This is a genomic window from Priestia sp. KCTC 13724 (genome assembly GCF_056820425.1).
The window spans coordinates 1-10,883 of the sequence record NZ_JBXDLD010000087.1 but is presented as its reverse complement, the minus strand read 5'-3'; the positions used below and the strand labels follow the sequence as shown (position 1 = coordinate 10,883).

The 10,883-nt window shown below is 38.2% G+C and carries 15 protein-coding genes and 3 pseudogenes; 2 read left to right on the top strand and 16 right to left on the bottom strand.

Annotated elements, in window-relative coordinates; genetic code table 11:
* Positions 1–54 precede the first annotated feature (54 nt).
* From AC1UFB_RS12655 to AC1UFB_RS12605, 11 genes and pseudogenes are all read right to left on the bottom strand, one after another.
* Positions 55–285, bottom strand: a pseudogene (locus AC1UFB_RS12655) (TSUP family transporter); the annotation flags it as partial.
* Between the two features lie 54 nt (positions 286–339).
* Complete coding sequence (locus AC1UFB_RS12650) at positions 340–561, bottom strand: sulfurtransferase TusA family protein (RefSeq protein WP_025907960.1); 222 nt, start codon at positions 559–561, stop codon at positions 340–342.
* 15 nt (positions 562–576) lie between these two features.
* Positions 577–1,689: an MBL fold metallo-hydrolase gene (locus AC1UFB_RS12645; protein ID WP_412760526.1), complete on the bottom strand. Its 1,113-nt coding sequence runs from the start codon at positions 1,687–1,689 to the stop codon at positions 577–579.
* A 54-nt stretch (positions 1,690–1,743) separates the two neighbouring features.
* Positions 1,744–2,307 carry a sulfurtransferase TusA family protein gene (locus tag AC1UFB_RS12640; RefSeq protein WP_025907962.1) on the bottom strand — a complete coding sequence of 188 codons (564 nt, stop codon included), beginning with the start codon at positions 2,305–2,307 and terminating at the stop codon, positions 1,744–1,746.
* 41 nt (positions 2,308–2,348) lie between these two features.
* Positions 2,349–2,636: a rhodanese-like domain-containing protein gene (locus AC1UFB_RS12635; protein WP_025907963.1), complete on the bottom strand. Its 288-nt coding sequence runs from the start codon at positions 2,634–2,636 to the stop codon at positions 2,349–2,351.
* Between the two features lie 15 nt (positions 2,637–2,651).
* The gene (locus tag AC1UFB_RS12630) at positions 2,652–3,128 is read right to left on the bottom strand and encodes a DsrE/DsrF/DrsH-like family protein (RefSeq protein ID WP_025907964.1); all 477 of its coding nucleotides are present in this window, start codon (positions 3,126–3,128) and stop codon (positions 2,652–2,654) included.
* Positions 3,129–3,186: 58 nt separating this feature from the next.
* The gene (locus AC1UFB_RS12625) at positions 3,187–3,414 is read right to left on the bottom strand and encodes a sulfurtransferase TusA family protein (protein WP_025907965.1); all 228 of its coding nucleotides are present in this window, start codon (positions 3,412–3,414) and stop codon (positions 3,187–3,189) included.
* A 48-nt stretch (positions 3,415–3,462) separates the two neighbouring features.
* On the bottom strand, positions 3,463–3,723 hold the full coding sequence (locus tag AC1UFB_RS12620; protein ID WP_025907966.1) for a metal-sensitive transcriptional regulator: 261 nt from the start codon (positions 3,721–3,723) through the stop codon (positions 3,463–3,465).
* A gap of 411 nt (positions 3,724–4,134) precedes the next feature.
* Complete coding sequence (locus AC1UFB_RS12615; protein WP_025907967.1) at positions 4,135–4,350, bottom strand: hypothetical protein; 216 nt, start codon at positions 4,348–4,350, stop codon at positions 4,135–4,137.
* Between the two features lie 67 nt (positions 4,351–4,417).
* Positions 4,418–4,627: a hypothetical protein gene (locus AC1UFB_RS12610; RefSeq protein WP_225001820.1), complete on the bottom strand. Its 210-nt coding sequence runs from the start codon at positions 4,625–4,627 to the stop codon at positions 4,418–4,420.
* Positions 4,620–5,137: pseudogene (locus tag AC1UFB_RS12605) on the bottom strand (GTP-binding protein); the annotation flags it as partial. The pseudogene AC1UFB_RS12605 and the gene AC1UFB_RS12610, both read right to left, overlap by 8 nt.
* Before the next feature lie 268 nt (positions 5,138–5,405).
* On the opposite strand from AC1UFB_RS12605, the gene AC1UFB_RS12600 reads away from it, so the two are divergent.
* Together AC1UFB_RS12600 and AC1UFB_RS12595 are read left to right on the top strand one after the other, a co-directional pair.
* On the top strand, positions 5,406–6,290 hold the full coding sequence (locus AC1UFB_RS12600) for an EamA family transporter (protein WP_138116956.1): 885 nt from the start codon (positions 5,406–5,408) through the stop codon (positions 6,288–6,290).
* Positions 6,291–6,363: 73 nt separating this feature from the next.
* Positions 6,364–6,732 (top strand): hypothetical protein, encoded by a 369-nt coding sequence (locus AC1UFB_RS12595; protein WP_076513629.1) that lies wholly within the window; start codon positions 6,364–6,366, stop codon positions 6,730–6,732.
* A 38-nt stretch (positions 6,733–6,770) separates the two neighbouring features.
* Here AC1UFB_RS12595 and AC1UFB_RS12590 read toward each other — a convergent pair whose 3' ends face one another.
* The 5 genes and pseudogenes from AC1UFB_RS12590 to AC1UFB_RS12570 all read right to left on the bottom strand — a co-directional run bounded on the left by AC1UFB_RS12590 (position 6,771) and on the right by AC1UFB_RS12570 (position 10,029).
* A complete protein-coding gene (locus AC1UFB_RS12590; RefSeq protein ID WP_328100753.1) occupies positions 6,771–7,763 on the bottom strand; it encodes an AAA family ATPase in 993 nt (330 codons plus the stop codon).
* 1 nt (position 7,764) lies between these two features.
* Positions 7,765–7,929 (bottom strand): hypothetical protein, encoded by a 165-nt coding sequence (locus AC1UFB_RS12585; protein WP_175406241.1) that lies wholly within the window; start codon positions 7,927–7,929, stop codon positions 7,765–7,767.
* A gap of 5 nt (positions 7,930–7,934) precedes the next feature.
* Positions 7,935–8,389 (bottom strand): annotated as a pseudogene (locus tag AC1UFB_RS12580) (recombinase family protein); the annotation flags it as partial.
* A gap of 534 nt (positions 8,390–8,923) precedes the next feature.
* Positions 8,924–9,391: a DUF2004 domain-containing protein gene (locus AC1UFB_RS12575; RefSeq protein ID WP_000700048.1), complete on the bottom strand. Its 468-nt coding sequence runs from the start codon at positions 9,389–9,391 to the stop codon at positions 8,924–8,926.
* A gap of 14 nt (positions 9,392–9,405) precedes the next feature.
* Positions 9,406–10,029, bottom strand: a complete 624-nt coding sequence (locus AC1UFB_RS12570) for an HNH endonuclease (protein ID WP_482589365.1) — start codon at positions 10,027–10,029, stop codon at positions 9,406–9,408.
* Positions 10,030–10,883: the final 854 nt, after the last annotated feature.

The following is a 10,883-nucleotide window of genomic DNA, read 5'->3' as shown; positions in this document are numbered from 1 at the left end:
CCGTATCATACCAAGAGGGCTCTTTTTTGTTCAAGTCCCCGAAAATCCTTCTAACAGGAATGCTCCTTTTCGATACGCCCATACGCCCCCAATTGTCGCAAAGAACACTTGGACAGCGCTAATTCCTGAGACTTCATGTGCTGAAAAAGCTGTAAGACCAAGTATCGGAGGAATATATAAAAGCATTGGATACTTAATAATTGAACCACCAATTCCAAGCATTCCAGATAAGTACGAACCAATAAACCCAATTAAAAAGATAACCGTTACAAACCAGAGATCCATGTGATAGACTCCTTTCATTAGAAAAGGGAACCGTGCGTGGTTCCCCTCTATTTGTTACGCTTTTTGAATCCAAAATTTGAAGACAGATCCTTCTTCCTCGTGTTTAACAAGCACATGACCCATTGATTTTGCCCAAGCAGCTAAGTCACTTTTTGCTCCTTTATCTGTTGTATGAATTTCTAGAATTTCACCTGAATTTAGCTCATTCATTGCTTTTTTTGTTTTTACGATTGGCATTGGACATGCTAATCCTGTCGCATCTACAAAAGTTCCCATTATTTCTCCTCCTCTTTATCGAACTGCACAGCGGTTTGGTCCAATTTCCATTTCACGCTGCTTATCTTCATCTGGCGTCATTTTCCCCATATTTGTTTGACGAATTTCTTGATATGCATTGGGCTGAGGAGGTAGGTTCTCCGTTACTAACTTACGGAATTCTTCTTCATCCTCAATGTTTAAGCCGTGATTGTTTGCATATAGCTCATGAAGCGGTTTTGCTATGCTTCCATCTTCATTTAGCTCATCCATAATCATAAAATGAGCCGGCAGAACGATTAATTGATCTGATAGGTTACGATAGCGAGTGTATAGACTTTCACGAAGATCAGCTACCCAATCTTCAGCCATACCAGCTAAGTCAGGACGACCAATTGAATCAATAAATAAAATATCTCCTGATAATAAGTAGCGATTATCAACGATGAAAGATGTAGATCCAATCGTGTGACCTGGTGAATAAAGCGCGTGAATGTGAATCGTTGTATTTCCGATTGTCACGTCGTTACCGTCTTCAAGCGCTTCATATGCAAAAGTTACTTCTGTTGCGTCTTTTGGCGGCAACCAATAAGCAGCTCCTGTTTTGTCCGCAATCATGCGTCCACCTGAAATGTGATCTGCGTGTAGGTGCGTATCAAATACGTGAGTAATTTTCACTCCTATCTCATCGGCAAACTGTAAATACGTATCCGTCATGCGTGTTGAATCAATAATTGCTGCTTCACCGTTTGACACAACCATGTATGATAAACAACCTTTACCGATACGAACAAACTGATATAGCTCTCCGCCGTCTTTTAATTCGCCTAACTTCACTGGCTCTAAATGCTCACTCCAAGCGCGCATACCACCAGCTAAATAAAATACGTCTTTTCCTTCATCTGAAAGCATTTCTGCTACCATAATCGATGAGCCTTCTTTTGCACAGACAACTAATATCTCTTTATCTTGTGGCAGTTGATTTAGAATACCTTCTACACCATCCAATAAGTCAAAGTACGGAATATTTAAATACGTAAAGTTTTCACTTTCAATTTTCCAATCTTGGAATGCATCTTCGTTACGAACATCTAAGATAAATAAAGCCTCTTTGTTAATTGCTTTTTTTGCTACCTCAGCAGCACTCATTTGATTTACTGTCACCTAAATTACCTCCTAGGGTATTTATTTTGATAAAAAAATTTATGCTAATGATTTCGTTTCTCCTGACCATTCACTCATACCAGGTACAACATTTTTTACGCTTGTAAATCCGCTTTCACTCAGCTTTTGAGCTGCTAAATCACTTCTGCTTCCTGTACGGCAAACAACAAATACCTCTTTACCTTTATCAAGCTCATTCATACGCGCCTCTAGGTCTCCTAGTGGAATATTAACTGCATTCGGAATATGGCGGAATCCATATTCTGCTTCTTCTCGCACATCTACTACAAGAATCGATTCGTTAGCTGCTAATTTTGCTTCTAGTTCATCGTTGCTAACAAGGTATGGATGTTTCTTTTCAATTCCTTCTTCATTAGATGATTTGCGCAAGAAGTGCTTTAACACGTCGCCTTCTTCAATGACGCCTAAATACTGGTGACCTGTACGCTCTGCCCACGCCTGCAAGTCCGCTTTTGAACCTTTATCCGTTGCCTGCACTTCTAGCACCTGTCCTGCTTCTACATCATTCATTGCTTTTTTTGTTTTTACAATCGGCATTGGGCACGCTAGGCCCTTTGCATCTAAAATTACGTTGGCTTTCATCCTTATTACCTCCTAGGGTATATTAACTTGCAAATTTTTTTTTATTCTGTTGGCCCTTCCCATGCCAGCATACCGCCCGTCATGTTCTGAACCTTAAATCCTTGATTTTCTAAAAAGCGAACTGCCTGAGAGCTGCGCCCACCTGAGCGACACACAACCGTGTACTCAACGTTTTTATCCAGCTCATTCATACGAAATTCGATTAACCCTAACGGAATGTGAAGAGCGTTAGGAATTTTGCCTTCCGCTACCTCAGCTACTTCACGCACATCCAGTACCGTTAACTGATTTAATTTCTTTTCAACATCTTTTGCTAGAATCTCTTTCATGAATAGTCCTCCTCATTAAATGAATAAGTTTACGTTACCTTCTTCAGCGTCTGCTAAATAAGCAGCTACACCAGCATAATCGATTCCATCTATTAACTCTTCTTTTTGTAATCCTAATAAATCCATCGTCATTGTGCATGCTACAAGCTTTACATCTTGCTCTTTTGCCATTTCAATTAAATCTGGTAATGGCACCGCATTGTGCTTTTTCATGACGCTTTTAATCATTTTAGGTCCCATTCCTGCAAAATTCATTTTTGAAAGGCCCATTTTATCTGCGCCGCGAGGCATCATTTTACCAAACATTTTTTCCATAAACCCTTTTTTAGTTGGCACCATTGCTTCCTTACGAAGAGCGTTTAATCCCCAGAACGTATGGAAGATGGTTACTTCATGATCGTAAGCTGCTGCTCCGTTTGCAATAATATAAGCAGCCATGGCTTTATCGTAATCACCGCTGAATAATACAATTGTTGTTCTTTTCTTTTCCATGTTAAATCCCTCCTTATTTTTACTTATACACGTATAGGTATAATGTTAGCTAAAAAAATTATCCTTTTTGAATCCAAAATGATAGTACGTCATCTGTTTCTTCTGCTTTAACGATTGTGTGTCCCATTGACTTCGCCCATGCTGTTAAGTCACTTTTTGCTCCTTTATCAGTCGCAATAACTTCTAGTACTTCACCCGTTTGTAATTCGTTCATTGCTTTCTTTGTTCGTACAATTGGCATTGGACATGCTAAACCTTTTGCGTCTAATTGTTTTGTTACGTTCAATTTCCATTCCTTCATTTACCTATAGGGGTATATTTTATATTAAAAAAATTAGCGGCTTTTTACTAATAATCCAACGGCTTCTTGAATCATTTCATCCACAGATTCGCCGTTTCTTTCTGCTTCCAGCGCACATTCTACTAAGTTTGTGCTCACCACAAGACCCATTGTGCGATCGATTGCTGATCGTGCTGCAGAAAGCTGCGTTATAACTTCCTTGCAGTCTTTTCCTTCTTCCATCATGCGTAAAACGCCGCGAAGCTGACCTTCTATACGCTTAACACGATTTTGAATTTGAGTCGTATATTCCATCAGCGTTCCTCCTTTTTTGAAGTGCTGTGTTTCGTTACTCATATAATATACCCCTATAGGTATAAATGTCAACACATTTAGTAATTTTTTTTAAATGATGAATGTGCCTACGATTTAAACCTCTGTCAAAGCCTGAAAATCAAGGATTTCTAATATAAGTATTGAAGTGGATACAGAAATTCACCTCATGAGAAAGAGGTTATATTTGAGTAGTTACTAATCAAATGAATAAACCATTCTCTAAAAAAGTTCTAAGTATTTAATACCCTATCATGTTTTTGCTAAAGAAAAAAGGATAAGTTGTTCTTAAGGAGCTCAAATAAAAAAACAAACCTCTTGATTGGTTTGTTTTTTTGGCTTTGACTAGTAGATCTATGACGCTAGTTAATCTAATAAGCATCGACAGCCTTATCACAAGTATGGACCTCCTGATTTTCTATACACATAGTCTTCGTTTTTAGTTGAAGACCACTGACCCAAAGCTGTTGCTAACACAAAAAACACGCCGCCGACTCCTAGCGATGCCCCATAATACCCTTTAAAAAACAAGATGAATGATGTAACTAATAGCGCAACAATGGCAATGATTAAGCTCATTATTATTTTTTGTTTCTTTTTATCCTTCATCGTGTCACCCTCTTTTTTTGGGATTTTCTGTTATTGTTAATTTTAACATAAAAAAACAATTTAAAGCCTATCTATTTTCAAAATGCTCATACTGTATTTCTTCATTTAAAGACATAAGTCCAACTTGATGCTGTTTCACCTTTAAGTAGCTAAATCCCAGGCGTAAGTCAACGGATGCAGGCTGGATCTGCTCTTGTTCAAGGGCTGGAAGCGACGCTACCCAATATGAAACGGGTTCAATACTAACAGATGGACCCGCTTGTGACATTTTGATCAATTAATAAATCTGCAATCTCACGCGCATCCTCTTCACCGAGCGCTTCTTTACGGTCTAACAATGAATCTCCAGATTGAAAGTCATGCCAAAAGCGATTGGCATCTACAACCGTTACCATCGTGTTTAATGTACAAAATTGTGTTAAATCAATGCCTAGCTCTTCATCTATATACGAAAATGTTTGAGCAACTGGAACCGGCTCACTAATTCCTGTTGATTCAATTAATATGTAGTCAATGTTTCCTCTTTGAGCAAGCTTTTCAACCTCAACTAACAGATCTTCTCGAAGCGTGCAGCAAATGCAGCCGTTTGACATTTCAACGAGCTTTTCCTCTGTCCTCGATAAATCTCCACCTTCCTTCACCAACTCTGCGCTATATTTACTTCACTCATATCATTTACTATCACCGCTACGCGAAGGCCATCACGATTCTGGGGCACGTGATTTAATAACGTGGTTTTCCCCGATCCTAAATAACCACTTAGTACTGTTACCGGTATTTTTTTCATATCAAATACCTCCTCATTAATTTAAATAGTAACGATCACGATTTAAATTATACTATACTATGGTTTTTTTGTGGAATGCAAGAGATATATTTATATAAACCTCTTAATCGAATTTCTATTGATAGCTGCATGATATCATTTTATAATAAAGCTAGTTACATACCTTAAAAGCTGCAATTCCTGCAGCAGGTGGATTTTTTACTGCTATTTTTCGCCACCCATCTCCTCGAAGATGGGTGGCTTTTGTATTGTTTAAAGGAGGATTTTTATGAATTTATGGTTTTATGCTCTCCTTGTCTTTTTAGGTGGGTGCTCGTATGGTGTTGTCTCAACTTTTGTGAAGCTTGGATACGCTGCGGGGTTTGGTGTGAATGCTTTAACAGGAAGTCAGTATCTACTAGGTGCACTTCTGCTTTGGATACTGGCTAGCTTTGTGCCCAAAAGTCCTCTTCGGAAAAAAAATTGGGCTGTTTTACTGCTCAGCGGGACGCCAATGGGACTAACAGGGATTTTTTATAACTACGCGCTTAGCTACATCAACGCGTCGTTTGCCATTATTCTTTTACTACAGTTCACATGGATCAGCATGATTTTACAATACGTGTTTGACAAGAAAGCACCTACTTCTAAGCAGCTAGTGGCAGCGGCTATTATTATGATAGGCTCACTCTTAGCATCCGGCGTTGCTGAAAGTACGATTGCTTTTTCAGGTCTAGGAATACTCTTTGGTCTGCTTGCTGCCGTATCGTTTTCATTTTTTATCTTTTTTAGCGGACGCACGTCTATTTCGATTCACCCAATCCGCAAAAGTGCCATCATGACAACCGGTGCTGCGCTTCTTATCTTTATTGTTATGCCACCGACGTTTATGGTGGAAGAACTCGTATCTACACATTTATGGATGTATGGGCTATTAATGGGGTTATTCGGGTCATTGCTTCCTCCGATTCTGTTTAATACCGGCATGCCAAAAGTCGGCGGAAATCTTGGTGCTATTTTAAGTGCTTCAGAACTGCCAACCGCTGTGTTTATGTCCACTTTTGTGTTACATGAATCGGTTGCTTCTATTCAATGGATGGGCGTTATTCTTATTTTAGTTGGCATTGCTTTTCCAAGTTTAAAGCGCAAAGAGCGCTATGAAGTTCGTCTATAAAAAGAAAATATTTACAACTACTCACCCTTCCCTTATAATAATTGGAAAATAAAGATAAAAAGAAGGTGCGTTGTTGAGAAAAAACATGATGCTCGGGTTGCTTACTGCCATTATACTCTCAGCTTGCAACAGCTCTACAGTAAGCATAAGTGAAGTGAAAGGCGCTCCAAAGTCTATTGAAAAAGAAGCAAAGGCTGCATATGATCTTCAGCTCATTCAAGACGGCGACAATCAAACGTATCTTGTTTATCAAACATCTAAACGAGTATCAGCAGACCTTAAACAGAAAGATGACGTAATTACCATTGAGCTGGATGAGTCAGAATCAGAAAGCAAAACAAAAAAGCCGTTTATCTATAAACTTAGCTTAGATTCGCCTAATCATACGCTTAAAGTCTTTATAAATGGTAAAGAAACACCGTTTGATAGGATTAAAGGTTAATAGAAATAAGCAGCTGGCTTCTGCCTCGCTGCTTATTTCTATTTAGCCTGTATATCTGCCTCATGCAAAATCATGAGCTGATGAAAAAGCTCCGCTCCAAGGAGCTCATTCAATTCCTTTAGCTTCTTATCGCCTATATCCATCGGATACATATGAAACTGAGTGAGTGCAGACACATGCTTAACGAGCTCGTCTTCATACCCAAGCACTGTTAGCCAATAGGCTGCTAGCTGGGAAGAAACATAGTCATGACCGATAAAGCTCGCATATTTTGTTTCTTCCCCTTTGTAGTTCACAAACGACTTACACGTCCCTTTTCCGAGATCATGAAACAGGGCTGCCCACAAAAGAACCAGCTTGTTAGGGCCTGAATAGTGCTCTTGTATATACTGATAAGCATAATACGTATGTCGACTAACAGAGAAACTGTGATACTTTGAGTCTTGCGGTAAGTCAATAACCGCGTTAAAGTCTGGTATATAGCGCGCTAGTTCTGAAAATAACTCATCATGGGGCAAGTGCTGGATAAAAAGCTTTTCACAAGCTTCTTTATGTTCAATAAGTTGACGCTCCTTAGCTGAAACATAGACCACTTCGTCCCAACCTTCGTTTTCAACAGGAATATGAATACTTTTATACATCCTGTTAATAGATTCCTCTTTCACCACTCTCGAACGTTGTTGATTGCGTGATTTCACTCCGTCAATATGTTCATTTAAATAGTACGCTTTTTTTTTACTTGCTTTGAACACTTGAGTAATCAAATGCTTTCTCCGTTTGCGATGAACGTTTGTCGCATCATATATCACATGCTGACCGCTTTTTAAGAGCTCCATGGCTCGCTCCTTCATCACTTCAAATATCCTTCTATTTTCGTCTTGATTATTCACATTGCCCGTCAGCTCTTGTCTGATGTTATCAGAAGATAAGTGAATATATTTTTTAGTGGCCCTTAGTTCTTCAGCTAATGTGGATTTCCCACTTCCAGGAAGACCCACCAGCATAATTAATTCCCCGAGCTTATTTTCCATCTTACTCACCTTCTTTTGTTTCTGAAACGAATTCACGGTACCCTAACTCTGACATTTTCTTGTAGCCAAGCTTGCCTTTTTTCAGCAAGTTATATTCCACACCTAAATACTCGCTTCGCACGTACGGCTTAATGTGCTGAGGAACATTTTGTTCTACCCAAATCATAAACTCTTTCTGCCTCGACTTAGTTTTAATGCAATTTCAAGACGTTGATATTGATCTAACATACCATTTACTAAAAAGTCATTTGGGTCATGCGTGTATATACTATAATTTGGTTGTTCAATTGCTTTCACATCTACCTCATATTTCTTTAGCTCTCGTTGTATTAACACTTTTGCCATATCAGAGCGCCATAACCGAGATGTATTTAGTACAATAACTTTGCTCACTTGATGATATGACATATCCGACAATAGCTCTTGTAGACCTTCACGTTCAACTGTTAATCCATTTTCATCTACTGTCGCTCCGCTAATTCCTTTATCTTCGTATATGTGAAGCAGTTGTAATTCATTCTCGTTACAGTACCGCTGAATTTCTTCTACTTGATACGCCAAGCTGTACCCTTCACGTACTTGTCCTTCTGTTGAAACTGTACATAACCAACAACTTTCTCCTCCATATCAAACTCCCTCTCGTTACAGCAATTAAAGTCCCTGTAACGTTTACCCGTTTTTTGCGGATAACTTGTTTGTAACATGCATCCGTTAAAACGTACTTTACGATGACTTCAAAACATAACACAACCCTTTATTTTTTCTTCTACTATCGTCGTATACTGTACATAGTCATTACAATCTATAAAATTTAACAATTAATACACTTATAAAATTATAATCCTCTTTTAAACTTTCACGTTAAAACACAAAAAAGCACTCATTGCCTTTAGTCGACAATCAAGTGCTTTAAGTAGCATTAATTTTGTAAGTTTTATTGTAACAGTATGACACCTTTTATATGTCGTGACAACTACTACGTTAAAACTTACGAGTTTGTACGAGTTCGTTAGTTTAATATACATTCCATGTGTTTATCATCATCGCCCAGTAAAATGTCATCTCGCCTAAGCTCGTACCTCGTTTTCTATTCTATCATTGCACATAACAGTCTATGATGGTACAACCATCATGAAGTATGTACTTTTTAACAGCCTATTTTAAATTGCAACGTCTTGATAACCTACTTCAGTTACTTTTTCATTTAGCAAACGAATCCCTAGCCCATTTTCTGTATCCCATGTACAATTAAATGTAATTCCAATATCCCGACCGTCAAAAATACCTGCATAGGGAACAACAATCCCATCTAAACTTATCATTTCTAATATTTCATTAGTTGTTTCAACTAATGGATAGTTTTCATTTACTTCAATATCATAACCTAGTTCCTGACGCTCTTGTTTGTAATAGTCTAATATTGATTGCAAAAAGCTTTGTTGTAATTGTTCCCAATTTTGCATGAGTGAAGTATATGCTACATATTGTTCTTCATCAAACTTACCATCCTCATCACCTTTTACTATTAGTGCTATCTCGACTTCATTTCCCAAAAATTTAATGCTAGTATCCTTAGACCACACAAAATCATATTCAAGCTCACCAAAAACCGCATCATTTATTTTCATCTTACTTCTCCTTTTTATTTTTTAGCAAATCCTCCTGGCTCAAACGCCCCTGCGTTTATCTCACCTACTCCACCAAGATGCCCAAATCTTTTATTTATCTCTGTCGGTACAAGTTGCATTATTTTCACATCATTTACTTCATGCCATGTTAATTGATTTTTTGTTCGATATTTGTCTATGTCTTTCGCGGTAATCCCACCAGGTTCCATTCCAAATTGGCGAGCTAGTTCAACTGAGTCATTTAGCTTATCTGCTAACTTTTGGTCTGCTTGAGCAAAATTGTATGTCCTAGCCTTTGTACCATAATTTCCTTTTCCTCTAAGCATATAGTCAATTTCAATTTGAGCCTTTGATACTGGTGAAAAATCAGGAACTCCGTTTTTATATTGAATACCTTTAATGCCAGCTTCATCTAATATACGTTTCAATTTAGGGTCTGGTGGTGGTTTAAGCGTACTTAAAGATTCTCCTCTGATTCCTTCAAATTCAACCTTCGAATTAATGGGTGATGGTGTCTGATTATACCTTGCTTCATAAGAACTAGCAAAATCAGTTTGTCTAAAAGCAGTTGGAACTTCAGCCTCTCTCTTACCCGTACCCTTAGAAACATCCTGAACATTCTCAACATTCCAAACCAGCTCAACCTCTTTACCCTTCTTCTCCACTCCAACGGGTTTCTCCACACGCTCCACATTCGGGTTCCCCACAAATCTCCCTGTCTCTGGGTCTTGGTATCGCTTGACTTTTGGGTTGTAAATAGGCGTAATCATCTGCATCGCTTGCTGCTTCACGTTCTGCAAGGTTTCCCTTACCGGCTGCTGGGCAAGCGCTGGACCGGCTGGGGCTCGTTCAGGCATGAACCTTGGCATGGTGCTACTCGTATACGTTTTATGTAGGGATTGTGCCCACGATACGGGCGCGGTTTTGACGGTTTTGACGCTATGGTACGCTTGTTTGGTTATGTTGGAAACGGTGGTTGTCCGCAAAATGTTGATTTGAACCTAAGTGATTATATATATTTTAATTTGTAAATCTTCATAAAGAAAGCACTTCATTGCCTAGATAGACAATCAAGTGCTTTCTTTTAATTTTATAACGTAATTCATTACTAATTCTATCTATAAACCCACGAGGCTCTTTAATTTCGTAAGATTTTGGTTTGTTCCCTGTAATAAATACAGCGTATGTTTAAAATGTCATCTCGCCTAATTATCGTACTTTTTTTACTATCCAAGTATTAAAACGATATTCCATGATGGTACAACCATCATGAGCTTTCGATTCTCAAACAAATCAAATTCTTACTGTCTCACTCAAAAATCTTCACGTTTTATTATTCACTATCTTTATGTATCTGTATCGATATCATCTTTAGCATTACGAGCTTTGTCATTCTCTTTAGTTTAAGTGCTTTGCAGTATATAACCTGAATTATTCATAGCTAACTAAAATCATTTCGTTTTTCAACTTTTGATCACGATGGTTTAAATTT

Coding starts and splice junctions, on each gene's coding strand:
- AC1UFB_RS12650 (WP_025907960.1), bottom strand. CDS start 561: ATGGGAACTTTTGTAGATGCGACAGGATTAGCATGTCCAATGCCAATC.
- AC1UFB_RS12635 (WP_025907963.1), bottom strand. CDS start 2,636: ATGAAAGAGATTCTAGCAAAAGATGTTGAAAAGAAATTAAATCAGTTA.
- AC1UFB_RS12630 (WP_025907964.1), bottom strand. CDS start 3,128: ATGGAAAAGAAAAGAACAACAATTGTATTATTCAGCGGTGATTACGAT.
- AC1UFB_RS12615 (WP_025907967.1), bottom strand. CDS start 4,350: ATGAAGGATAAAAAGAAACAAAAAATAATAATGAGCTTAATCATTGCC.
- AC1UFB_RS12645 (WP_412760526.1), bottom strand. CDS start 1,689: ATGAGTGCTGCTGAGGTAGCAAAAAAAGCAATTAACAAAGAGGCTTTA.
- AC1UFB_RS12575 (WP_000700048.1), bottom strand. CDS start 9,391: ATGAAAATAAATGATGCGGTTTTTGGTGAGCTTGAATATGATTTTGTG.
- AC1UFB_RS12620 (WP_025907966.1), bottom strand. CDS start 3,723: ATGGAATATACGACTCAAATTCAAAATCGTGTTAAGCGTATAGAAGGT.
- AC1UFB_RS12585 (WP_175406241.1), bottom strand. CDS start 7,929: ATGATTTGGGTAGAACAAAATGTTCCTCAGCACATTAAGCCGTACGTG.
- AC1UFB_RS12600 (WP_138116956.1), top strand. CDS start 5,406: ATGAATTTATGGTTTTATGCTCTCCTTGTCTTTTTAGGTGGGTGCTCG.
- AC1UFB_RS12640 (WP_025907962.1), bottom strand. CDS start 2,307: ATGAAAGCCAACGTAATTTTAGATGCAAAGGGCCTAGCGTGCCCAATG.
- AC1UFB_RS12590 (WP_328100753.1), bottom strand. CDS start 7,763: ATGGAAAATAAGCTCGGGGAATTAATTATGCTGGTGGGTCTTCCTGGA.